Raw genomic sequence first — 23,899 nt, 5'->3', positions numbered from 1 at the left:
CCACAAGGTGTCAACGCGCGCGCCTTGATCCCACATATGTGGGCTTAAATCTCCTATCCCCGGCGCGCACTTGCACGGCGCGGAGCCTCCAATCTTACTGCGCGCATGATCGAACCGGTGCGCGGAACTGGCAGCCAGGGCTTGAGAGAACCGTCATCGGACCGGCATGTCAGCCTTCCGACCTCCGGCTCTGCCATGGGGCGCTCCCTATGATCATCGGACTTGCAGGCCACATCGATCACGGGAAGACCGCGCTCGTCCGAGCCCTCACCGGCGTGGATACCGACAGGCTCAAGGAAGAGAAGGCGCGCGGGATCACGATCGATCTCGGCTTCGCCTACACGGATTTCCTGGATGGCCGCACGATCGGGTTCGTCGACGTGCCGGGTCACGAGCGCCTTGTGCATACGATGATCGCGGGGGCGTGCGGCATCGACAGCGTCCTGTTGGTAGTCGCCGTCGATGACGGAATCATGCCGCAGACGCGTGAGCATTTCGATATCATGCGCTTCCTGGGCGTCCGGCGCGGCGTATTCGCCCTGACCAAGGCGGATCTTGCAGACGCCACACGCCGTCAGCAGGTCACCGAAGAGATCCGCAGCCTCCAGGCATCCTTCAGTCCGCAAATGGAGATCGTGCCGGTATCGGTCGAGACCGGAGAAGGGCTGACAGACCTGCGGGCGGCATTGGGCCGGCTTGCGGCGCCGTCGCGCGATGCACGTTCGGACCGGCGGCTGCGGTTTTCCGTCGACCGGAGCTTCACCCTCGCCGGTATCGGAACGGTGGTCAGCGGCTTCGTGGCTTCGGGCAACGTCCGGGTCGGGGATGAGGTTTGCCTTGCCTCCGGTCTCGAAGCGCGCGTGCGCTCGATCCAGATGGCCGGACGGCCGGTGCCCGTCGCCGGCCCCGGCGAGCGCTGCGCCCTCAATCTCACAGGCCGCCGAATTCGCAAGGACGCCATCGAGCGCGGAGATTGGGTGCTGGCCCCACCGGCGGCATGGACCAGTGATCGCGCAGACATCGAGCTTTGCCTTGCCCACCATCCGGGCCTGATGATCAAGGCCTGGTCCCCGGTGCTGGCGCATCACGGCGCGGCCCAGATCCCGGGGCATCTGGTGCCGATCGAGCGTGATGAACTGCGCGCTGGCGAATCCGGACTGGTCCAGGTCGTGCTGGATCGGCCGGCGCCGCTGCGCCATGGGGACCATATCGTCCTGCGCGATGCCGGCTGCTCCCGGACCATCGGCGGTGGCACGATCGTCGATCCCCGGGCGCCGCGGCGCGGCCGCCGAACCATCCGGCGCCTTGCGCAGCTCGCCGCGATGCGCCCGGCCGATGAGGCGGAGGCGCTGGCCGCACTGTCGCGGATCGCCCCGGGCCTCGTCGATCTGTCGGCGTTCGCCGAGGACCGGGACCTGCCGATCGAGGAGGCTCAGGACGCCGCACGGATCGCGGACCTCGCGGTGCTGGAAGCCGACGGGCGGACCTTTGCCATCGCTCCCGCAGCAGACGCCATTCTTCGCGCGGCAGTGCTCGCACAGTTGCACGCCTTCCATGCTCTCGAACCGACGAAAAGCGGACTGAGCCTGGATGGCCTGCGGCGAGGTCTGCGTGAGCCGCTTTCCCGGAGCGCCCTGCTGTCTCTCCTGCGCGCCTGGTCGGTCGAAGGACATGTCCTCGTCGACCGCGGGGAGGTGCGTTTGCCGCATCATTCCACCGGCCTTTCGGAGACGGACAGCAAGATCTGGTCAAAGACCTGCCATTTGCTGGAGATCGAGCCCGTTCCAGCGCGGCTTGCCGACATCGCGCGCACCACCGGCCTCCATGAGGCTCAGGTTCGGCAGGTCTTCAAGCGGATGGCCCGGGCGGGCGTTCTGGTCGAGGCTGCTCCGGACCATTTTCTGCCGCGCGCGACGCTGGTGCGGATGGCCGAGGCCGCGGTCAGCCTTTCCCATCGCGGGGAGGGTTTCACGGTTGCCGAGTTCCGCGACACCGTCGGGGTGGGGCGGAATCTTGCGGTCGCGGTGCTCGAATTGTTCGATCGCAAGCGCTTCACGGCACGTTCCGGCGATAGCCGACGAGCGCTGAGAGATTCATGCACGTTGTTCGCGGGGGCGGGCTCATGAGCCTGACCGTTGCAGGGAGGAGAGTCGCCCCCGGTGGGGTGTCCGGACTTCAAATCCGGGCAGGGCCGCATGGCGGTCCTGGGTGGGTTCGACTCCCATTCTCCTCCGCCATGCCCCGCCGGCCCGGCCGACGCCCGCGGAACCAGCGCCTGCTGCCAAAACGCCGAATTGCACAGGAGAAACCATGCGCATCGTGAATCCCAGCTATGCTCTCCCGCCCGCGACGCACAATCGCGGCGAGGTGGCGAAGGATACGGCCGAGCTGTCGGACTGGACATCCTCGCCCATCGCCCTCTTCAGCAACGGCAAGCCCAACAGCCAGGAACTGCTCCTTGGCCTCCGGGACCGCCTCGCCGAGCTTCGGCCCGTCGACAATGTGGATCTCGTCCTCAAGCCCGGCCCCAGCGTGGCGGCCACCTCCGCGATGATCGATGCGGTCGCCCAGAAGTACAGGATGGCGCTGGTCGCCCTCGGCGATTGAGGCTCCTGCTCATCGTGGAGTTTCCACGACAGCGTAGAACTTGAGAAACGGGGCGTGCGCAGCTGGGTCATCGTGACCGAGACGTTCCGTGGCCTCGTGATGGCTCAGGCCAAGGCCCGCAAGGTCGAACCCCGCTTGCTTGTGGTCCGGCATCCGGTGGGCGGGCTCAGTCCGGACGAGCTGTCCGAGCGCATCGATACGGCGTTCGGCAGGCTCAAGGAGGAGATCGGCCGTGGCTGAACCCGGGATGGGCCGCATGAAGATGTTGGACGACCTCGCCGCGCGGCAGACCTTCGATCTCGACCTCCGCGATGAGGAATGGACGGAGTTCGCCATCGCGCAGGGCTGGAGCGACGGCCTTCCTCTGGTCATCCCGACCGAGAAGGCGGTGGAACGCTTCCTTTCGGTTGCCGGGGAGGTTCGGGAGCCATGGGCTCCCATTTCTCCCCGGCAGGTTCTACCGACACCGGAGAGCCTGGCAGCGAACGCTGTCATGGCGGGTTGCCGCCCCTCGGACTTCCCTGTCGTACTCGCGGCGCTGCGCGCCGTGCTGCAACCTGACTTCAACCTGCACGGTATGCTTGCAACGACGCATCCCTGCGGGATCGTCATCATCGTCAGTGGCCCGATCCGGACGCGGCTCGGCATCGCATGCGGCAGCAATTGTTTCGGACAGGGCTGGCGGGCCAATCTGACGATCGGTCGGGCGCTCAATCTCATCCTGCGCAACATCGGCGGCGCAAGACCGGGGGAGATGGACAACGCCACCCAGGGCACCCCGGCGAAAATCACGTTCTGCTTCGGCGAAAACGAGGAACAGAGCCCCTGGGAGCCCTATGGCGTGCGGCGGGGCTTTGCGAGGGATACCAGCCTCGTTTCCTGCATGGCCAGCGAAGGGCCGCACAACATCAACGACCACGGCAGCAACAGCGCCGAGGGCATCGTCAAGATGCTGGCCGAGGCGATCAGCCAGCCCGGCACCAACACTATCTATGCGAAAGGGCCCTTCGCCGTGGTGCTGGGGCCGGAGCACGCCGCGACCCTCCATCGGGACGGATGGTCCGTCGAGATGATCCAGCAGGCCCTGTACCAAGGCGCGCGCGTGCACATCTCCCGGATCGGCGCCGACAACCGCCGCCACTACGAGCAGAACGTCCAGCATTTCCCGGTGGATGATCACTACACCATGGCGCCGTCACCTGCCGACATCCACGTGCTCGTCGCTGGCGGCGCGGGCAAGCACTCCGCCTGGGTTCCCAGCTTCGGATACACCCAGATGTGCTCCGCCGCGATCGACCCATGATCCGCATCGGCGAAGTCCACGCGCCGGTCTTCGACGCGGCGGAGCCATGGCGCGACATCCGTTGGGACATGGAGCCGCTTGGCCTGGGAGACGGGCTCCCGCTGGCACTCCCGACGCGGGATGCCATCGAAGCCATGCTGGACGGCCGGGACCCGGACCGCAGCCTCGGCCCTGTCCCGCCGCTGTTCGGCGAGGCGTCCATGGGCAACCTGGCCTACCTCAGCGTGCTCGCGGGCTGCCGGCCGGGCGTGCTGGCCATCCTGACAGCGGCGGTCGATGCCATGCTCGCACCGGCGTTCAACCTGCTCGGCATCGCGACGACGACCGGCTCCGCAACGGTCGCCGTCATTGTCTCGGGACCGCAGGTCACGAGACTTCGCTTCAATCCGGGGGGAAACGGCCTGGGACCCGGCTGCGCCGCCAACGCCACGTTGGGACGCGCGCTGCAGTTCGTCCTCGGCGCGCTGGGCGGGGCCCGACCCGGCGTCGACATGGCGACCATCGGCCAGCCGGGGAAATATACCTTCGTCTGTGCCGAGAACCAGGAGGCCATTCTGGCGGCCCTTGCCGACCGGCAGGGAGGTGCGGATGGCGCGGACCTCGTCACGGTCGTGGGGGCGACCGGGACCATCGAAGTCCTGCCCCGCGTGGACCGCAGCGCGAGCGACATTCTGTTTCCACCCGCAGACGTCCTTCACGCGGCGAAGTGCGCGGGACGCACCTCGGGCGAGACACGCCCCGATGACGTCGATATCCTCCTGCTCCCGCCGGAACTTGCCTTGCGGCTGCGTGAGCTGGGCCTGACGCGCGTCGAGGTCGAGGCCATCCTCGCCGAGCGCGCCGGCTACGCCATCATCCCCGTCGTCACGGGTGGCGCTGGAATCAAGATGTGCGCGATCCCGTCCTGGCCGGGCGGATCAAGGCCGCAGACGGTGCCCGTGGCACCCCGGCGCGCGGCACCTGCCCTCCCCTGACAGCCATGGCGGCCCGTCATGCCACCGCAGCCTGCGCTCGGGTGCCGGCGGGCTCCGAGGATAGGGACGGCGCGTGCTCGGAGAGGAAACGGCCGGCTTCGATGGCTGCCATGCACCCCATTCCCGCGGAAGTGATCGCCTGACGGAACACCGGATCGCAGATGTCGCCGGCGGCAAAGACGCCGGGAACCGAGGTCCGGGTCGACCAGGGGGCGACCTTCACATAGCCCGCCTCATCGAGGTCGAGCTGGCCGCGGACGAGGGCGGACGAGGGATCATGGCCGATGGCCACGAAAAGCCCATCCGTGGGCATCTCTCGGTCCGTTCCCGTGCCGAGGTCTCGCAGACGGAGGGCGGTGACCGCCGGGGATGGATCGGTGGTGCCGACGATGTCCTCGACCACATGGTTCCACAGCACGCTCACGATGGGGTTTGCAAGCAGCCTGTCCTGAAGGACCTGCTCGGCCCGGAACCTGTCCCGCCGGTGCACCACGGTGACTTTCGTGGCATGTCCCGTGAGGTAGAGCGCCTCCTCGACGGCGGTGTTGCCACCTCCCACCACCACGACCTCCTTGCCGCGGAAGAAATAGCCGTCGCAGGTGGCGCACGCCGAGACACCGTATCCGGAGAAGGCCCGCTCGGCCTCCAGCCCGAGCCAGCGCGCCTGAGCCCCCATGGCGAGCACAAGCGTGTCGGCCAGGAACACATCTCCCGCCTCGGTCCGGATCTTGAAAGGCCGCTCCGACAGATCAACCTCCGCGACGGCGTCGTAGACCAGCTCGCACCCCACGTGCTCGGCCTGCTCGCGCATCTGGTCCATCAGCCACGGGCCCTGGACCGCCTCAGCGAAGCCGGGATAGTTTTCGACGTCTGTGGTCGTGGTGAGCTGGCCTCCGGGGGTCAGGCCGGTGACCAGCAACGGGGCAAGCCCCGCGCGAGCCGCATAAATCCCCGCGGTGTACCCGGCGGGGCCAGAGCCGATAATCATCAGCCGAGACTGTCGGACCGTCGTCAATGATGACTCCCTTCCCTTTTCAATAACCATACGTCGCAACAGCGATTTCGGAAGGAAAGCTGGCCGCTCCGGACAATTGAGCAAGCATCTGGGAAAAATGCCGGGGTGTGGGGGCCGCAATACCCGCCGGCAAAAGCCGCCGAACATGCGGCGCCGCGCACGGGAAACCGCAGGAGAATGCGAAAAACGGTGCCGCCGTTGGTCCGCTCCCCCCGATGTCGTATCGGTCAGTCATCGCGCTGTGGCGCCAAAGTTCTGCGGGAGCATCGCTTGATCACCCAGGAAGCGTACCCGGCGTCGCAAACGACGCGAGAGATGCAGGACCAATCCGTAGCCGTTGCGGAAAGTGTCTTTGGAGATCTTGTCACGCGCGATGTGCTCGAGCAGGCAGAGGCGGGGCAGTTCCCGGTGGCGCTGTGGGCCACGCTCTCCGAACTCGGATTTCAAGGCGCATGCCTGCCGGAGGCGGAAGGCGGCCTTGGCGGCCTTGCCGAGGGACTTGTGCTGTTGCGCCCGGCGGGTCGCTTCACGGTGCCCGCCCCCCTTCCCGAGACCATGGTGGCAGCGTGGATCCTCGACCGCGTGGGCTTTCCTCGCACGAGCGCCGTCCTGACATTCGCTCCGGCCCGGGAAGATGAGGCGCTTCCGCGGATCACGCCCTCGAACGCGGGTGGCTACCTGCTGAGCGGCGCCGTGAACGCGGTGCCATGGGCTCGGTGCGCCCACCTCGCGATGCTCGCCCTAGACGATGGCATGCCCCGGAGCGAGAGCCGGGCCGGGCTCTTCGTCGTGAGCGTCGATCCCTCTGCGGCGCGTCTCGTAAAAGCCCGCAATGTGGCGCACGAGCCCCGCGACACGGTCATCTTCGATGCCGTCCCGCTTCCCCCGGAGGCCGTGCGACCGGCCCCGGCCTTCCTGACGCCCGGATGGATCGCCTGCTGCGGGGCGGTGATGCGGGCTCTCCAGATGGCGGGCGCGCTCGATGGCCTGCTCGACGGCACCGTCCGCTATGCCAACGACCGGGTGCAGTTCGGCCGCCCCATCGGAAAATTCCAAGCCATCCAGCAGATGGTCGCGGTGATGGCGGCGCATGTGGCAGCCGCCGGCATGGCGGCGGAGCTGGGGCTGGCCGCGCTGGCGCGAAACGAACCGTTGGAAACGCTCGCAATCAGCGCCGCCGTCGCCAAGATCCGTGCAGGCGAAGCCGCCACGGCCGCCGCCGCCATCGCCCACCAGGTGCATGGGGCCATGGGCTTCACGCACGAGCACACGCTCCACTACACCACGCGGCGCCTCTGGGCCTGGCGCGAGGACTTCGGACGCGAGGCCGTCTGGGCCGAGCGCCTCGGCCGGCAGGGGCTCGCCGCCGGCGCGGACCATCTGTGGGCATTTTCCAGCAAGGCCTGACGCACGTGCATCCTCTTCATTCCCTTCTTTGGCCATCGAGCATCGCTGTCGTCGGCGCGTCCCCGGACATCGGCAAGATTCGCGGCCGTCTGCTCGCCTATGTGCGCAAGAGCGCCTTCTCGGGAGACGTGTTCCCGATCAATCCCAGCTATGCCGAGATCGACGGGCTGCGCTGCTTCCCCTCGATCACAGCGGTCGGGCGCAGCGTCGACGTGGCGCTGATCGCCATTCCCGCCGAACAGGTGCTGGACGAACTGGAACGCTGCGCGGCGGCGGGCACGAAGTTCGCGGTCATCATCACGTCCGGCTTTGCGGAGGGCGGGGACGGCTGCGCCGAGATCCAGGCTCGCATCGGGAAGATCGCGCGGCGCACCGGCATGCGGGTGATCGGCCCCAACGCCGAAGGCTTCTACAATGCCGTCGGCGGGATCATCGCAAGCTTCAGCCCGACGCTGGAGCACGCGCGCGAGCCGTTGCCCGTGCTGGGGACACGCCGCGTCGCCGTCGTGGCGCAGAGCGGCGGCGTCGGCTTTGCCCTGTTCAGCCACGGGCGCCGCCTCGGGTTCGCGTTCAGCCATATCATCACCAGCGGCAACGAGGCTGATCTCACCCTCTCGGATTATCTCGATTATCTCGTGGACGACCCGGATACGTCGGTCATCTTCCTCTACCTTGAGACGATCCGCGACCCGGACGGCTTCGTGCGCGCCGCCCGCCGCGCCAGAGCCCAGGGCAAGCAGATCGTGGCAATCAAGATCGGCCAGAGTGCGGCCGGGCAGCGCGCGACCCTCTCCCACACGGCGAGCGTCGCGGGGTGGCACGTGGCCTATGATGCCATGTTCCGCGACCTCGGCATTCTGCAGCCGCTCGATCTGGACGAAGCCCTCGCGGCCGTGGCTCTGCTCCTCGCCGGGCGTCGCCCGCCGGGTCCCCGTGTCGCTGTGGTGACCGTGTCGGGCGGGGCCGGCGCGCTTGCCGCGGATGCCGCCGAGCGCAGCGGCCTCGTCCTGCCCCTGCCCTCCGCCCCCACGCGGGCGGCCATCGAAGGCATGCTGCCATCCTATGGCTCGGCGGTGAACCCGATCGACATCACGGCAACCGGCGTTCGGACAGGGGCACTCCTGCGCTCCATCGCCCTGCTGTCCTGCTCCGGCGAGGTGGATGCGATCATCATTGTGCATTCGCTGGGTGGCACACACATCAACCTCGATCTCGCGGAACTCGCACGCGTCGTTGCGGACAGCCCGATCCCGGTGTGCCTCTATTCCTATGTGCAGCCATCCGAAATCTGGCGCATGGCCATGATCGAGACGGGCGTACCCATGGTCACCAATCTGCCCGGGCTCACGAGCGCCATCGCAAGGCTCGCCGGATTGCGGGCCGAGCCGGTGGCCGCCGACGCACCGGCACCTGTGCCCGGGGACGCGACGGCGCAGCTGCATGGGGGGCGCTCCGTGCTGTGCGAGTACGAGGCGAAGGCCCTGCTGAAGCTCTGCGACATCGACATTCCCCGCGAAGTGCTCGCGGGTGACGCGGAGGAGGCCGCAGCGGCCGCCGAAGGCATCGGCTTTCCGGTCGTGATGAAAATCCAGTCTCCCGACATCCCGCACAAGAGCGAGGCCGGAGGCGTGAAGCTGGGGATCGGATCGAAGGAGGCCGCGCGCGCGGCGTATGCCACGATCCTCACCAATGCCCGCGCCTATGCCCCTGACGGCATGATCGATGGCGTGCTCATCCAGGCTTCGGCCCCGGCAGGACCCGAGATCATCATCGGGATGCTCCAGGACGACACCTTCGGCCCCATGATGATGGTCGGCTTCGGCGGGGTCGCTGTCGAGCTGTTCAAGGACGTCGCCTACCGCCCGGCACCCGTCACGCCCGATGGAGCACGCGAAATGCTCATGGCGCTGAAGTCAGCCCCCTTGCTCAGCGGCTTCCGCGGCCGGACGCCCCTCGATCTTGAAGGCTTGTGCCGTCTCATTGCCCGCATCTCCGAGATCGCCGTGGCATGGCGCGAGGACGTCCGCGAACTCGAGCTCAACCCGGTGATCATGCACGCCGATGGATCCGGCTTCACCATCGCCGACGCGCTCCTTGTGCGGAAAGAGCAACCAGAGGCCGGGCTGCCGGCCCTCGCGGAGCAATCAAGATGAGCTTCAGATTTGATATCCCGCCGAACGCGCAGCACCTGACCGATCTGCGTCAGGAGGTTCGCGGCTTCCTCGCCGAGGCGATGCGCGACATTCCCGCGGAAGAAGCGGCGCGCTCCTGGCACAGCTTCGACCCCGCCTTCAGCCGAAAGGTGGCCGAGAAGGGCTGGATCGGCATGACCTGGCCCAAGCAATATGGCGGGCACGGACGCACCGTCATCGAGCGATATGTAGTCATCGAGGAGTTCCTGGCGGCCGGCGCGCCGATCGGCGCGCACTGGACGGGCGATCGCCAAAGCGGGCCGCTGCTGCTGCGCTACGGCACCGAGGAACAGAAGATGGCACTGCTACCGGCCACCGCGGCTGGCGAACTCTTCTTCTGCATCGGCATGAGCGAGCCGGACGCCGGCTCCGACCTCGCCAACATCAAGACTCGCGCGCGCAAGGTGAGCGACGGCTGGTGCGTGAACGGCGCGAAGATATGGACCAGCAACGCACACCGCCGAAACTACATGATCCTGCTCTGCCGCTCCGGCAGCAGCGAGGAGCGACACGGCGGCATGAGCCAGTTCCTGGTCGATCTGAAAAGCCCGGGAATCTCCATCCGCGGCATCCGTAACATGGCGAACGAGCACCATTTCAACGAAGTGGTGTTCACCGACTGCTTCATTCCCGACGCTGCTCTCGTCGGTGTCGCTGGGGAAGGCTGGAAGCAGGTGAACGCGGAACTCGGCTTCGAACGCAGCGGCCCCGAGCGCTTCCTCACATCCTACATCCTTCTGCGCGAACTGGTGCGTCAGCTCGGGCCGGACGCGCCTGAACGGGCCCGGATCGCCGTCGGTCGGCTATTGGCCCACCTCGTGACCTTGCGCTCCATGTCGTTCTCCCTGGCCGCGGCCCTGGGGGCCGGGCGGGACATAGCCAGCGAGGCTTCCGTCGTGAAGAGCATGGGCAGCGAATTCGAGCAGTCCATCCCGGAAATTGCCCGTGATCTTGTGGATCTTCAGGCGCTCGTTCCGGATGATGAAATGGATCGGATCTCCCCCGCCGCCGCGAATGACACCGCGCAAACGTACGCGAGCGTTCTTCATCACGTGATGCTGCACGCCCCGTCATTTTCCATCTATGGCGGAACGCGAGAGATCCTACGCGGGATCATCGCCAAGACGCTCGGCCTGCGCTGAGACAGCCGGACACGGCGCACGAAGACATCACGAGGGGCGGCCTTGCCGCCCCATTTTTTATTTGAACAACCGCATGCGGCCCGTGCTGGAAAGCCGCCCGCCAGCTGATGATCGACCTTCGTTCAGTGGTAGGCCTTGGCCTGCGCCTCGACCTTGGCCACATCGAACGTATTGAAACCTGCGACATATGCGTTTGTGAAGACTTCTGACGCATCTACGCCCGGCTTCACGATGTTCCACTTGGTGATAAAATCCAGATACCGCTTATAGGAAGCCGGGTTGTTCTCGCCCCAGCGGGTAACATGGCTTTTCTCAAGCTTCAGGTTCTCGAGGCGCGCCTTCAGGACGCTGAGGTCATCGGACAGCGCCTGTTCGTCTGATTTCCCGGAGGGCTTGGTCTGGGGATACTGCTCCCAGGTCATCCTGACCGCCGCGGCCGGGTTGGCCATCGCGAAGACCGTGCCCATGGCCCAGGCCCGGCCAATCGCTTCCGCAGTCTTGGGATTGGCCTGCAACACGCTTTCCAGGGCGACGAAGCCCGTTGTTGGCATGCCGGAAAACTCGTCCGGCACGGGAAGTTCCCGCATCGGCACGCCGGCATTCCGCACCAGGGCGAACTGGGTGTCGTAGGCACTCAGGGCATCGACCTGCTTGCTGCGCAGGAGTTCGGCCGTCTGCGCACCCTGGCCGACCACGACCGGGGTGAAATCCGTGGACTGCAACCCCGCCTGCTGCAGCAGCGCGCGGGCAACGAACACGCCGACGGAGCTGAGCGACGTCACGCCGACCTTCTTGCCCTTCAGGTCCGAAATGCTCTTGATCGGACTGTCTTCCGGCACCGCTATGCCATACACATTGCCCTGGTTGTGCGTATAGAAGGTCGTCATCTTCACGCCCTGCTGGCGCATGGTGACGATCGGTTCGATTGAGAACTGGGCGTAGGGGAATTGCCTCGTCGCGACATACTTCGCGCAGTCCGTCGCAGTGCCGGCCACGACCAGGTCCACCTTGTATCCCTCTGCGGCGAGGTAGCCCATCTTCTCGGCAACAGCGAACGGGGCCACGCCCATGGTCAAGGCCGGCGTGCAAATGCCAATCTTCACCGTTTCCAGCGCAGGCGCTGCAGCCACATGGAGCGTGGCCCCGATGGCAACCACGCATGACGCGGCCACCGTCCAAAGGATTTTCTTCTTCATGCGACTTCTCCTCCCTTCTTTTCGGAACGGCTGGATGCATCCCAGAAGAGCATCTTTTTCTTTAGAAGGCGCAGGATCACGCTGAATCCCAGCCCGAAGAAGGAAAGTATGATCAGGATTGAGAACTGCCCCGCCACGTCGAGAGACAGGTTCATGCTCTGGATCAGCATGCCAAGCCCTGCCTCCGCGCCCACGAACTCGGCGACGATCGCTCCGATAAGCGAAAAGATCATCGCCACCTCGATGCCGGCCATGATGTACGGGAGGGCATTCGGCAACTGGAGCATGGTGAAGATCTGAAGCGGGCTGGCGTTGAGGCTCTTCATGAGGCTGAGGCGATCGGGGTCGGTGGAGCGAAGCCCGGCGATCGTGTTCACCATGAGCGGAAAGAAGGCGACGAGCGCGGCGCTGACCACTTTGGAGGTCATGCCCAGCCCGAACCAGATGACCACGATGGGAGCCAGAGCCACCTTCGGCATGGACTGGAACATCACGATGAACGGATAGAGGTAGAATTCCGTCCGGCGGCTCAGCGCGACGACCGTGCCCAGAGACAGCGCAAGAAAGACGCCGAGCAGAAAGCCGAGGAAGGTCTCCGCGAGGGTGACCCAGGCGTTCGAGATGTAGAGACCCGACTGCACGCCCCTGACCAATGCCACGGCGATGGCGCTCGGGGTGGGCAGGATAAAGGCGGGGACTTCGAAAAAGCGGGCCAGGAATTCCCAGCCGAGAATGACGGCCACCATGAAAAGCAGCCGTAGAACGTGATGCTGGATGCCGAACATCAATCTATTGCTCCGGTGGCGTTCAGAAGTTCGCGAACCTCGCGCACGTATTCTCCGAACAAGGGCGTATTGGCGACCGAAAGGTCGCGCGGCCGCGGAATGTCGATTCTGATATCCCTGACGATGCGGCCGGGGCGCGGCGTCATGACGAGCACGCGATCAGCCAGCAACACCGCCTCCGTGATGGAGTGGGTGATGAAGATCACGGTCTTGCGGTGCTCCATCCAGATGCGCTGCAGCTCCATGTTCATGTTTTCGCGCGTCAGCGCGTCGAGGGCTCCAAAGGGCTCGTCCATGAGCAGCAGCTTGGGATCATGCACAAGCGCGCGCACGATCCCGACGCGCTGCTGCATGCCGCCCGACAATTGCCAGGGATAGTGCCGCTCGAAGCTGGAAAGGCCGGCCATCGACAGCAGCTCGCGCGCCGTGGCCAGATGCTGCTTCCGGTCGAGCCGGAGCACGTCGATGGGCAGCAGGACATTGTCCAGCACGGTCCGCCACGGAAACAGGACCGGCGACTGAAACACGACGCCCGTGTCGCGCCTCGGCCCGGTGATCGCTTCCCCCTGGATCTCGGCGGTCCCGGCCGTTGCGCGGTCGAGACCCACCAGAATTTTCAGCAGGGTGGACTTTCCGCAACCCGACGGTCCGACGAAGACGGTGAACTCTCCTTCGCCAACAGAGAAGCCGATATCGCTCAACGCGACCAGCGCTCCACTCCCGACACCATAACACTTGGTAAGACCGTGCACCCGAATGGCAGCCTTCGCGGTCAAGATATCCTCTCCTCCCGGGTGGGTCAGCGGTGGTTATTGCTTGCTTCTTGCGCCGGCGATCAGCCTGGTTGCCCATTGGGCATCGCACTGCATCCGCCGTCACTGTGAACGGCGCGGACGAGCATTGTCCAGCGCGTCCCCCGGCTTTGCTCCGCCTGCGGATTTTGCGCATGGATGTGGAGTTTAACGTTGCCGGAAGCCGCGAGCCCGGAACGCCGGACAATGCCGCCGGCGCTTGCGAACGGAGCCTTGTGAACACCACATGGCTGGGATTTACACTTACGCCGGACGCGAGACCTTGACGCGCAAACCCGCGATCGGATCCTTCTCCGACAAACGGGGAGAGTGAAATGCCGAAGTGCACTGACGGCCATTTCGAGGTGGTCTGGCCGCGCGGAGAGCGCCGCGGCAGTCTCAAGCCGCTGGCGCCCCGCACGTCCGATCTGTCGGGTCTAAAGATCGTTCAGCTTTGGGATTATCTCTTCAAGGGCGACCGCATCTTCCTTCAATTGGAGCAATTGCTCCGGGAGCGGTTCCCCGGCGTGGAATTCATCCATTGGAGGGAAATCGGCAACATCCATGGAAACGACGAGCAAGCGCTCGTTGCCCAGCTGGGAAGCCGGCTCACCGCGCTCGGCGCGGTCGCGGCCATTTCCGGTCTGGGGTGTTGAGGGAGTTGCACGCCCGCCGTGTTGCGGGCCAGCGCGGCGTGTGAGGCTGCAGGCATCCCGTCCTCGACACTGGTTTGCGAGGGCTTTCTGCAACAGGCCGCGTTCACCGCGGTCGGCCTTGGCATGCCCAACCTTCCGGTTGCCGCGATCCCTGGCCACCCCGGCGTGCAGAGCGACGAAGAGCTAGCACGCAACATTGCGGACGTGACCTTCCCGCAGATCGTGGAAAATCTCACGCGACAGCCCCAGGCCGCCGTCCTGTCCACCGAGCCCGCGCAGCGATCCGTCGTGTTCGCCGGATCCTTTGACGCCGTGAACACCTGTTTCGAGGAGAACGAATGGAGCGACGGCCTCCCCGTTGTCCCGCCGACCCTCGACCGCGTGGAGGCTTTCCTCCGCTTTACGGATCTGGCGCCGGACGCGAGCCTTGGCGTGATGCTCCCGGACCAGCGGAACGCCAGCGTGTGGAGCGTGGCGGTGAACGGCGTGATGGCGGGCTGCGCCCCTCGTTACATGCCCGTGCTGCTGGCCGTCGCCGAGGCCTTGTGCGATCCCGAATATGGCGTCGAGCACAGCGGCAACACGCCCGGCGCAGAAACCCTCATCGTCATCAATGGACCCATCATCAAGCAGCTCGGATTCAATTTCGAGCAGGGGGTGATGCGTGACGGCTTCAGGGCGAATACGTCCGTCGGACGGTTCCTCCGTCTTCTTCTGAGGAATGTCGCGGGCTTCCTGCCGCACAAGACCGACAAGGCGACCTTCGGCGGCACCTGGCGGGTGGCGATCGCGGAGAACGAGGACGTGCTCGCGCGCATCGGCTGGGAGCCGATGAGCGCGGAGTTCGGCTTCAGCCGCGGCGAGAACGTGGTGAGCATTGCTCGCTACACTGGCGGCGACGTGATCGTCTCGGTCAACGGCGACACACCCGAGGCGATGCTGCCCTACATCGCGGATGCGATCCTCCGCCAGACCTCCTGGCAGATGACCTTCACCATGAGCGCCACGTTCGGGATGTTGCGGCCGATGCTGCTCCTCAGCCCCATCCTGGCGGAGCGCCTTGCCGGCGCCGGCTGGTCCAAGCAGGACGTGAAGCGCTATCTGTTCGAGCATGCGCGCATGCCTGCCGAAAAGCTCGAACGCCTGATGCGCGACTGGACGAACCACGTGGATTGCGATCTCGCCGCCCTGGCACGGCTCGGGAAGGTCCCCAAATCATTCCATACATCGGACGATCCCGGACGGCTGGTGCCGCTGGTCTTCCACCCGGACGACTTCACCATCGCGGTGACCGGAGACCCCATGCGGACGAACGCCTATACGCTCTCCCACAATGGCACGCTCGGCTATCCGGTGGGCAAGCGCATCCTGCTGCCCCGTGCCTGGGACGATCTGATCGCGGGTCGGGAGGCATGAGGCGGCGAAGCGACGCGAGGAACCTTCCGGCATGACCATGCGCAAGCGCCAGGCTCACGATGTGGCGGTCATCGGCGGCGGCATCGCCGGCCTGACTGCGGCCTGGCATGCCGCGCAGACCGGCATGTCCGTCGTCCTCGTTGAGGCGAGCCCCCTGTTTGGCGGGCAGGTTGCCACCCTGGACCGGGTCGATGGCTTCCCATCCATCGCGCCCGTCTCCGGCCACGGTCTCGCTGCGAGCCTGCTGGAGGCGACGGTCCAGGCGGGCGTCACCCTCGTGGAGGCGGATGTGATCGCGATCGAGCAGGAAGGCGCGCTGAGGCGCGTTGTCACTGAAGCGGGCGCGCATCGGTGCCGCGCGGTGGTGGTGGCGAGCGGATGCCGCAGGCGCCTGCTGAACGTGCCACACGAAGCCTCTTGGGCGGGGCGCGGGCTTTCTCATTGCGTGGCCTGCGATGGAGGCTTCTACCGAGGGCGCGATGTTCTGGTCGTCGGCGGCGGCGATGCCGCATTTCAAGCCGCTGCCGCGCTGGCCGACATCTGCCGAGAAGTGGCCGTCGTGGTCCGGGGAAATGCGCGCGCACGCCGCTCTCTCGTTGATCGCGCCACCGGCAAGGCAAACCTGCGCTTCATCTGGGGCATGGAGGTCGATGCCCTGCTGGGTGATGACGGACTTTCGGGCGTCCGCCTGCGTGATTGCAGCAGCGGGCGACTGGAGGAGGTGGCCTGCCGTGGAGTGTTTCCGCTCATCGGCGGCATCCCGAACAGCGCATTCCTGCCCATGGACGTCGCCCGCACGGACACCGGCCACGTACGTGCAAACGACGGTTTCGCCACCACGTCGCCGGGCATCTGGGCAATCGGTGCGGTGCGGGACGGATACTGCGGCGAACTTGCGGCCGCAGCAGGCGAAGCCGCCGCCGTCATCAAGGCGATCGCGCCCCGCTTCCGGGACTAGCGGGCGTCCAGTTCAGCCAGCGACAGAGAGAGCGCCCGAGGATCTGTGCACGCTCCGGTTCGCTGAGGCCCGGCAGGGCCTCAGCGAAAAGATCGATGCATTGGCGGTAGGAGCAGGGCAGGCGCGTGAGGTCCGATCCCCAGAACATCCGCTCGGCCCCGAATTGATCGCGGATCCTCAGAAGATGACGGTGCACGCGGGGGAAGGGATAGGCATCCCGCGTGTTGCAGGGTGTTGCCGAAGCCTTCACCGAGACATGGGCGAACCGGCTGAGGGCAAGCAGATCGTCAAGGTCGGCAAAGCCTGCCACGTCCTGGCCGCCGATCGGTCTCGCCAGATGGCAGACCGCGATCCTCAGCCCCTCGTAGCGCTCGGCGACGGGCTGGAGCGCACGCGCCATGCCGGGCACGGAAATCATGACGGATGCGCCGGAGTCTTCGAGGGACCGCCACAGCCATGAGGCAGACGGGTCATCGAGATGGCGGCGCAACGCCGGCGTGTGGAAGGTGAGCCTGAAGCCGGAGAGCCCCAGGTGATCGCGCCAGCCGGCCACGAGGTCCCGCGCGTCGGGCGCATCCAGTGCGAGGCGGCCCATGACGGTGAAGCGTCCGGGGTGCGCGCGGGCGGCAGCGAGGGCGAGATCATTCCTGTCACCCTCCCAGGTCGGCGGAACGAGAACCGCGCCGGCGACACCCGCCGCATCCATTTCGCAGAGCGCATCGGACGGCAGAAACGGGGCGCTCCTTTGAGGATGGCTCATGCGCTCGGCCGGCCAGGGGCGATCGGGTGTTTCCGCAGCCCAGACATGGATCTGGCTATCGACGATCACGGCAGGTGCTCCAGCGGCAGGAAGAGCCTCATTGAACAAGCCGCGCGCCCGCCCCCTCAAGCCGTCGTGCCATTTAACCCAGGAGGATGGGACAAACGGCCTTGCTGCAACGCAGCCTCGGGCCTACCAGCGCAGGTGTACCCACCTATGAGGGGACGCACCCGTGTCAGCCGATCTGCAGCGCCCGCGCGTGCTTTACCTTGCGACCGTCGATGAGCGCATGCGGGCGCTGCTGTCGCGCCGCTGTCCGGATGCATTCGATCTCGTGCTGCCCGATACCGCTCAGGCCCGCGCGGAAGCCCTTCCCACGGCGGATGCCATCGTGAGCGGAGGCGAGCCGGTGGACGAGGCGACGCTGAGCCTCGCTCCCCGCCTCAAGCTGGTGCACATGGTCGGGGTCGGCTGGCATGACCGCGTGGCCTGGGAGGTCCTCAAACGTCGCGGCATCGCCCTCGCCTGCTGTCCGACGACAACGGCGGACGCGGTGGCCGAGCATGCCTTGATGCTCATTCTCGCGGCGCAGAGGCATCTTTCGCACGCCGACGCCGCGATGCGCCGGGGCGAATTCCTGCACGTCGAACTGCGCTCCGTATCCCACGTGCTCCGCGGACGCACGGTCGGCCTCGTCGGCATGGGCCGCATCGCTCGGCAGCTCGCAAAGCTGCTCCGCGCCTTCGATGTCGAAGGCCTCTGCTACTCCCGCTCCGCGCCCGATGCCGCCTGGCAAGAGACCGGATTCCGTTACGTCGCGCTGGATACGCTGCTTGAGACGAGCGACATCGTGAGCCTCCACCTGCCGGGGACGCCGCAAACGCGGCACATCATCGGGCGGCGGGAGTTGATGCGGATGAAGCCCGGTTCTTTCCTCGTCAACACGGCGCGCGGGCTGCTCGTGGACGAGGAAGCCCTCGTTGATGCGCTTCGCAGCGGGCAGCTTGGCGGCGCGGGCCTCGATGTGTTCACCCAAGAGCCCCCCTCGCCTGCATCTGCCCTGTTGCGGCTCCCCAACGTGGTGCTGACCCCTCACATCGGTGCCGGGCAGGTGGAGACGACCGGGGAAAAGGCCGACTTCATCTTCGGCAACATCCGCGGCTTCTTTGCGGGCCAGCCCTTGCTGGAACAGGTTCCGCTGTAGCCCTCGCCGGCCGGAACCGCCCTGCCCGTCAGCGCCGCACGAACGTCCACTGATCCCCGGAAAGATCGCGATCGATCTTCCCCAGGCGCTCCAGATGGTGCAGATGCGCCAAGGCTTCGCTGAGGGCGAAACCGAACTGCTCCAGCGGCAGGGGGCGGAACAGCACCTCAAGCGTGTCCATCGCCGTCCGCGGGACCGCGCAGAAGTCCAGCAACATCGCAAGGCGGTCCGCGTGATGCGCCCGCAGCGCAGCGATGCGCGCATGCAGTCCGTGGAATGGCTCGCCATGGGACGGCAGCACGAACGTGTCCTCGGGCAATGCCTCGAACTTCTCAAGGGACGACAGGAACGCCCCCAGTGGGTCGGCGCGCGGATCGGACGGGTGCGTGCCGATATGCGGCGAAATCCGCTCAAGAATCTGATCCGCAGCGATGAGGGTCCGGCGCTCCGCGCTGTACAGGCAGACCATCTCCGGGGCGTGACCCTCGCCGATCATGACCCGCCACGCCGTACCCGCGAGGCTGACCGTCTCCCCCTCCTGGAGCCGGTGATATCGGCGCGGCAACGGTCCCACCCATTGGTGATAGAAGATGCCACGCTGCTCCAGAAACCCCAGAAACGCCTCCGGAGCGCCGCATCGACCGAAATGCGACACGAGCTGGGGAATCACCTCCTCCGGCCGCTCATTCAGCAGCAGACGCGCCTGCATCCACTCCACCCGGCTCATGTGGATCTCGGCACCGGTGCGCGCGTGGAGCCAACCGGCGAGACCGACGTGGTCGGGATGGAAATGGGTGACGAGAAGCCGTTCAACGGGCCTGCCGCCGAGCCGCCGGTCTGCCAGCACGCGCTCGTAAAGCGCGCGGGTCGGCGCATCGTCAACACCGGAATCGATCAGGGTCCACCCGTCAGGGCCGGGGAGAAGCCACGCATTCACCTCTCGCGGCGGGAAGGGCAGCGGCACCTTCACGCGCAATAAATCGGGTGCCACCGTGCTCAGGCCGTCCGCCACATCCGCTTCCACGCCGAGTGTCATCATGCATTCCTTTCGGCCCGAGCGGTGCTGGATCCGTCAACCCCACGCGTACCCGAACACCGCGCGCCCGGCCCAGTCCGAACGCGGGCCTCCCCATTGGTTTCCGGAAAGGGCATTCGTCGCCACTACGACGTTCCAGAAGGCGATAATCCACATAACCGCGCTATCGGGCACGCCCGTTGTCCAAGGGCCTGCATTCCGTCACGGCGACGGGCCGGGCTCCCCCCGCCATGCGAGAATGGCGCGGGCGCGCTTGCGCACGGGTTCGTCCACCATGGCACCGCCGACGCTCTGCGCCCCGTCCCCGCTGGCGAGCACCGCCTCGGCCCAGGCGATCTCGGCCGCGCTGGGCCGGAAACCTTCACGGATGGCAGCGATCTGATGCGGGTGGATGGCGAGCTTTCCGCGGAAGCCGAGGGCACGGGCATGCTGCGCATCCTGCTGCGCAAGCGCGGGGTCGCGGATATCCGTGGTCACGCCGTCCAGCGGGGGCGTGCACCCCGCGAGGCGGGAGGCCAGCACCAGTTCCATGCGCGCCGGAAGCAGCGGCTCGCGCTCGTGCGCGCAGCCGAGATCGGCGCAGAAATCCACCGAGCCGAAGGCGAGACGCCCCACCGCCGGGTGCGATGCGACGGCGCGGGCAGCCGCCAGCCCCGCCGCGGTCTCCACGAGAGCGACGATGGGGATCGACGGCCCGAGCACGGCAGCCGCGGCATCGAGCTGTTCGCCCCGCTCCACCTTCGGCAGCATCACGGCCGTCGGCGCAAGACGCGCGACGGCGGCGAGATCCGCGTCGTGCCACGGCGTACCGGCGCCATTGACGCGGACGATGACCGGCAATTCCGTGAAGTCGCGGCGCAGGCCGGCGCGTGCCGTCGCCTTGGCGTCGTCCGGCACCGCATCTTCGAGATCGAGGATGACGGCATCGGGCCGCGCCGCTGCCGCCTTGGCAAACCGCTCCGGCCGGTTCGCCGGCACGAAGAGGGGAACGCAGAAATCGAGGTCACTCGCCATCACCAGTCCGCCCGCGCGCTCATGGAAACAGGGCCCCCCGGCACGGCGCTCCACAGCTTCAGACCGCCATCTTCCGATTGGGCATGAAGCACGAGCGGCGTACCCGAATAGGCCGGCGCCAAGCCCCGGAAGGAGAAACGCGACGGCGGCGCGCCGTGGATCTGTTCCGCGAAGCGGGCCAGCAGCGTGGCCTGAAGAGGTCCCTGCACCACGAGGCCGGGATAGCCCTCCGTGCGCGTCGCATAGGGCAGATCGTAGTGAATGCGGTGGCCGTTGAAGGTCAGGGCCGAATAGCGGAACAGGAGCACCGCAGAAGGATCGATACTCCGCCTGTGCTCTCCCTCCGCAGCCGGTGCCCCACCCCGCGCCGGCCCCGCGTCGGCAGCGGGGTGATCGCGATAGACGATCTCCTGCGTCTCGGACAGCACAGCGCGACCGTTGGCGCTCACCTCATGGCAGACGCTGACGAAGCAGAGCAGACCGCTGCGCCCCTCCTTCACGGAGACATCCGCGATGCGCGATATGCGGCGCACCGCGTCACTCGCCGAAATCTCCCCATGAAAAACCAGATCGCCACCAGCCCACATCCGGCGCGGCAATGGAACGGGCGGCAGAAACCCGCCACGGGCGGGGTGGCCGTCCGCTCCCAGCTCCCCCATCGGCACCGCCGGCGGCGCAAGGCACCAGTGCAGCATCCGGGGGGCGGTCGCAGATGCCTCGGCCGTGCCCCTGCCCTCGTCAAACGTCGCGCGGAAGCGCTCCGCGAGCGCGTGAGTCACCACTTCTTCCGCGGTCTCCTCGCGGCCGATCCAGCTGCGCAGAAGGGCAAGATCAAGCTGCCTGACGTCGGTCATTGCCCCTCAGGTCTCCCTTTCCTGGTGTCCCGCCGGCCGAAGCCGGCGGGAGAGGATCTTCACTCGCCCGTGTTCCGGAACCGCGGCTTGCGCTTCTCCATGAAGGCGGTCACGCCCTCCTTGGATTCGGCGGTTTCGTAGTAGAGCGCAAGCGTCTGCATCCCGAGGGCGCTGATGCCGCGAATGGATTCGGAATCGGCATTGAAGGAGCGCTTGGCGATGGCGATCGCGGTGGGACTCAAGGCGAGAATTTCGTCGCACCACCGGGCCACTTCCGCATCGAGTTCGTCCGCCGGCACCACGCGGTTCACCAGCCCCATCTCCAGCGCGTCCTGGGCCTTGTAGCGTCGGCAGAGATACCAGATCTCCCGCGCCTTCTTCTCACCCACCGTGCGTGCGAGCAGGGCCGTCCCGAAGCCGGGATCCACCGAGCCGACCCTCGGCCCGACCTGCCCGAACTGCGCGGTCTCCGACGCGATGGCGAGGTCGCAGCACGTCACCAGCACATTGCCGCCGCCGATGGCGTAGCCGTTCACCCGCGCAATGACGGGCTTGGGCATGTCGCGGATGACCGTCTGCAGGTCTTCCACCGGCAGGCCGACAAGACCGCGGCCGTCATAGCCGCCGTCGTGGGCCGACTGGTCGCCACCGGTGCAGAACGCCTTGTCGCCTGCGCCGGTGAGTACGATCACGCCCACGGACTTGTCCCAGCCGGCCCGGTTGAAGGCGGTGATGAGCTCCTCGCAGGTCTGCCCCCGGAAGGCATTGTACTTGTCCGGGCGATTGATGGTGATGCGGGCGACGCCCCCCGACGCCTCGTAGAGGATGTCGGTGAAACCGGTCATGTGGAACTCCCTGTCCGTGCGAGATGAAGCTGCCGCATTGGCCGGCAGCCCTGGGGATTGCGGAGGGCGACGGATGCGCCGCGCCTCAGATCCGGCCCTTTGCGGCGAGCTGCTCGGCCGCGTGCGTCCTCAGCCTGAACTTCTGGAGCTTGCCGGTCGCCGTGCGGACCAATGGCTCGAAGATCACATGGCGGGGACATTTGTAGGCGGCGAGCCGCTCGCGACAGTAGCGGATGATGTCGGCTTCCGTGATGCCGCCCGGCGCGCCAGGTTTCAGCTCCACGACCGCACAGGGGGTTTCGCCCCACTTCGGGTCCGGTACGGCCACCACGGCTGCGCCGGCCACCCAGGGATGGCTGTAGAGGGCTTCCTCGACCTCGATGGAAGAGATGTTCTCTCCGCCCGAGATGATGATGTCCTTGGAGCGGTCCTTTACCTCGATGTAGCCGTCATCATGGATCACGGCGAGGTCGCCGGTATGGTACCAATCCTCCGCGAACGCTTCCTCGGTCGCCCTGGGGTTCTTGAGGTAGCCCTTCATGGCGATATTGCCGCGCATGAATACCTCGCCGATGGTCTGACCATCCCGGGGGACGGGCTCGAGCGTCACCGGGTCACCCACGATCATTTCATCGGCGAGGACAGCGCGGACGCCCTGACGGGCGACATGCTTCATGCGCTCGTCGATATCGAGGTCGTCCCACGCCTCCTGCGGCTCGCACAGGGTGGTGACTCCGTGCATCTCCGTCATGCCATAGAGATGGACCACCTCGAAGCCGAGTTCGGCAAGCCGCTTGAACACCGGCGCGGGCGGCGAGGCGCCGCCCGACAGCACACGGATTGGTGCGGCGGGCCGCGTCCAACCTGACGGCGCGCCATCGGCGAGGAAGCCGAGCACGATCGGAGCGCCGCACAGAAGCGTGACGCCGTGCTCGGAAATCGCCTCGTACATGCCCTCAGCGGAAACCTTGCGCATGCAGATCTGGGTGCCGCCCACCGCCGCCAGCGCCCAGGCGAAGCACCAGCCGTTGCAGTGAAAGAGCGGAAGCGTCCACAGATAGACCGGACGCGCGCCGGTCATGCGCCCATTGATGATCTGGCCGAGGGCGTTCAGGTAGGCCCCGCGATGGTGATACACCACACCCTTGGGATCGCCGGTGGTTCCCGAGGTGTAGTTGAGCGCGATGGCGTCCCACTCGTCCTCCGGCCAGCGCAGCTCGGCGGCGGGATCCCCGGCGGCAATGAACGCTTCGTACTCGGTGTCACCGAGAAGGGGGAAGTCGGCGCCGGCCGGATCGTCAATATCGATGACGCGCGGCGGCGCCTCCATCAAACGCAGAGCCTCCTGCGCCACCGGAGCGAGCTGCCGGTCGACGAGGACGATCCGCGCCTCGCTGTGCGCCAGGATGAAAGCGACCGCAGGCGCATCGAGCCGGCTGTTGAGGCAGTTGATGACGGCGCCCGACAGCGGGATTCCGAACTGAGCCTCCAGCATGGCCGGCGTGTTGAGTGAGAAGATGGACACGGTGTCGCCCCGCTCGATCCCGGCGGAGATGAGCGCGGAGGCGAGTTGCCGGCAACGCTGCGCGAACATGCGCCAAGTGTAGCGCGCCTCGCCGTAGATCACTGCCGTGCGGTCCGGGTAGACGTCGGCAGCCCTGTCGAGAAAATGAAGCGGCGTAAGCGGCCGGAAGTTCGCGCCGCGCCGCTCCAGACCGACATCATATTTGCTGGTCATGCCGCT

20 protein-coding genes and 1 tRNA gene are annotated in these 23,899 nt (G+C 66.6%); 11 read left to right on the top strand and 10 right to left on the bottom strand.

All coding sequences use genetic code 11. The features are described 5' to 3' along the window. The first annotated feature begins 209 nt into the window (after positions 1-209). The 5 genes from selB (at position 210) to EJ105_RS15300 (ending at position 4,884) form a co-directional block, all read left to right on the top strand. Positions 210-2,126: a selenocysteine-specific translation elongation factor gene (selB, locus tag EJ105_RS15325; RefSeq protein ID WP_250167039.1), complete on the top strand. Its 1,917-nt coding sequence runs from the start codon at positions 210-212 to the stop codon at positions 2,124-2,126. Positions 2,127-2,141: 15 nt separating this feature from the next. Next, positions 2,142-2,237, top strand: a tRNA-Sec gene (locus EJ105_RS15320). Positions 2,238-2,310: 73 nt separating this feature from the next. Further along, complete coding sequence (locus EJ105_RS28115) at positions 2,311-2,847, top strand: UGSC family (seleno)protein (RefSeq protein ID WP_431192969.1); 537 nt, start codon at positions 2,311-2,313, stop codon at positions 2,845-2,847. A 16-nt stretch (positions 2,848-2,863) separates the two neighbouring features. Beyond that, complete coding sequence (locus EJ105_RS15305; RefSeq protein ID WP_250167036.1) at positions 2,864-3,910, top strand: hypothetical protein; 1,047 nt, start codon at positions 2,864-2,866, stop codon at positions 3,908-3,910. Next, on the top strand, positions 3,907-4,884 hold the full coding sequence (locus EJ105_RS15300; RefSeq protein ID WP_250167035.1) for a hypothetical protein: 978 nt from the start codon (positions 3,907-3,909) through the stop codon (positions 4,882-4,884). The genes EJ105_RS15305 and EJ105_RS15300 overlap by 4 nt, the downstream gene beginning before the upstream one ends. A 16-nt stretch (positions 4,885-4,900) precedes the next feature. Here the strand turns inward: EJ105_RS15300 and trxB are convergent, their stop codons facing one another. Next, positions 4,901-5,872: a thioredoxin-disulfide reductase gene (gene trxB / locus EJ105_RS15295; protein ID WP_250167115.1), complete on the bottom strand. Its 972-nt coding sequence runs from the start codon at positions 5,870-5,872 to the stop codon at positions 4,901-4,903. A 297-nt stretch (positions 5,873-6,169) separates the two neighbouring features. Here trxB and EJ105_RS15290 point away from each other — a divergent pair, with 297 nt between their 5' ends. Genes EJ105_RS15290 through EJ105_RS15280 form a run of 3 tightly spaced genes read left to right on the top strand, consistent with a single transcriptional unit; the run spans position 6,170 to position 10,640 of the window. Next, complete coding sequence (locus EJ105_RS15290) at positions 6,170-7,306, top strand: acyl-CoA dehydrogenase family protein (protein ID WP_250167034.1); 1,137 nt, start codon at positions 6,170-6,172, stop codon at positions 7,304-7,306. A gap of 5 nt (positions 7,307-7,311) precedes the next feature. After that, entirely contained in the window at positions 7,312-9,459 is a 2,148-nt protein-coding gene (locus EJ105_RS15285; RefSeq protein ID WP_250167033.1) for an acetate--CoA ligase family protein, read from the top strand. Next, entirely contained in the window at positions 9,456-10,640 is a 1,185-nt protein-coding gene (locus tag EJ105_RS15280; protein WP_250167032.1) for an acyl-CoA dehydrogenase family protein, read from the top strand. The genes EJ105_RS15285 and EJ105_RS15280 overlap by 4 nt, the downstream gene beginning before the upstream one ends. A 122-nt stretch (positions 10,641-10,762) precedes the next feature. On the opposite strand, the gene EJ105_RS15275 is transcribed toward EJ105_RS15280, so the two are convergent. From EJ105_RS15275 to EJ105_RS15265, 3 genes are read right to left on the bottom strand one after another with little or no spacing between them, the layout of a single operon-like run. Next, complete coding sequence (locus EJ105_RS15275; protein ID WP_250167031.1) at positions 10,763-11,836, bottom strand: ABC transporter substrate-binding protein; 1,074 nt, start codon at positions 11,834-11,836, stop codon at positions 10,763-10,765. Further along, positions 11,833-12,621 (bottom strand): ABC transporter permease, encoded by a 789-nt coding sequence (locus EJ105_RS15270; RefSeq protein ID WP_250167030.1) that lies wholly within the window; start codon positions 12,619-12,621, stop codon positions 11,833-11,835. The genes EJ105_RS15275 and EJ105_RS15270 overlap by 4 nt, the downstream gene beginning before the upstream one ends. Continuing rightward, the gene (locus EJ105_RS15265; protein WP_250167029.1) at positions 12,621-13,397 is read right to left on the bottom strand and encodes an ABC transporter ATP-binding protein; all 777 of its coding nucleotides are present in this window, start codon (positions 13,395-13,397) and stop codon (positions 12,621-12,623) included. Before EJ105_RS15265 ends, EJ105_RS15270 begins: the two co-directional genes overlap by 1 nt. Before the next feature lie 350 nt (positions 13,398-13,747). Between EJ105_RS15265 and EJ105_RS15255 the strand changes: the two genes are divergently transcribed. Continuing rightward, positions 13,748-15,484, top strand: a complete 1,737-nt coding sequence (locus tag EJ105_RS15255; protein ID WP_431192968.1) for a UGSC family (seleno)protein — start codon at positions 13,748-13,750, stop codon at positions 15,482-15,484. 31 nt (positions 15,485-15,515) lie between these two features. Further along, a complete protein-coding gene (locus EJ105_RS15250; protein WP_250167026.1) occupies positions 15,516-16,442 on the top strand; it encodes an NAD(P)/FAD-dependent oxidoreductase in 927 nt (308 codons plus the stop codon). On the opposite strand, the gene EJ105_RS15245 is transcribed toward EJ105_RS15250, so the two are convergent. Then, positions 16,411-17,271, bottom strand: coding sequence for an amidohydrolase family protein (locus tag EJ105_RS15245; RefSeq protein ID WP_250167025.1), 861 nt, complete (start codon positions 17,269-17,271; stop codon positions 16,411-16,413). The genes EJ105_RS15250 and EJ105_RS15245 overlap by 32 nt on opposite strands. Positions 17,272-17,434: 163 nt before the next feature. On the opposite strand from EJ105_RS15245, the gene EJ105_RS15240 reads away from it, so the two are divergent. After that, entirely contained in the window at positions 17,435-18,406 is a 972-nt protein-coding gene (locus EJ105_RS15240) for a 2-hydroxyacid dehydrogenase (protein WP_250167024.1), read from the top strand. A 28-nt stretch (positions 18,407-18,434) separates the two neighbouring features. Here EJ105_RS15240 and EJ105_RS15235 read toward each other — a convergent pair whose 3' ends face one another. The 5 genes from EJ105_RS15235 to EJ105_RS15215 all read right to left on the bottom strand — a co-directional run bounded on the left by EJ105_RS15235 (position 18,435) and on the right by EJ105_RS15215 (position 23,893). After that, complete coding sequence (locus tag EJ105_RS15235) at positions 18,435-19,442, bottom strand: MBL fold metallo-hydrolase (RefSeq protein ID WP_250167023.1); 1,008 nt, start codon at positions 19,440-19,442, stop codon at positions 18,435-18,437. 201 nt (positions 19,443-19,643) lie between these two features. Beyond that, positions 19,644-20,456: an HpcH/HpaI aldolase/citrate lyase family protein gene (locus EJ105_RS15230; protein ID WP_250167022.1), complete on the bottom strand. Its 813-nt coding sequence runs from the start codon at positions 20,454-20,456 to the stop codon at positions 19,644-19,646. Then, the gene (locus EJ105_RS15225; protein ID WP_250167021.1) at positions 20,456-21,310 is read right to left on the bottom strand and encodes an HTD2 family dehydratase; all 855 of its coding nucleotides are present in this window, start codon (positions 21,308-21,310) and stop codon (positions 20,456-20,458) included. The genes EJ105_RS15230 and EJ105_RS15225 overlap by 1 nt, the downstream gene beginning before the upstream one ends. A 59-nt stretch (positions 21,311-21,369) precedes the next feature. Then, positions 21,370-22,155, bottom strand: a complete 786-nt coding sequence (locus tag EJ105_RS15220) for an enoyl-CoA hydratase-related protein (RefSeq protein ID WP_250167020.1) — start codon at positions 22,153-22,155, stop codon at positions 21,370-21,372. A gap of 85 nt (positions 22,156-22,240) precedes the next feature. Next, positions 22,241-23,893 carry an AMP-binding protein gene (locus EJ105_RS15215; RefSeq protein ID WP_250167019.1) on the bottom strand — a complete coding sequence of 551 codons (1,653 nt, stop codon included), beginning with the start codon at positions 23,891-23,893 and terminating at the stop codon, positions 22,241-22,243. Positions 23,894-23,899: the final 6 nt, after the last annotated feature.

This window comes from Xanthobacter aminoxidans (genome assembly GCF_023571765.1).
In the GTDB taxonomy this organism is placed as follows: domain Bacteria; phylum Pseudomonadota; class Alphaproteobacteria; order Rhizobiales; family Xanthobacteraceae; genus Xanthobacter; species Xanthobacter aminoxidans.
The sequence above is the reverse complement of the archived record's forward strand: the minus strand, read 5'-3'. Positions and strand labels throughout refer to the sequence as shown.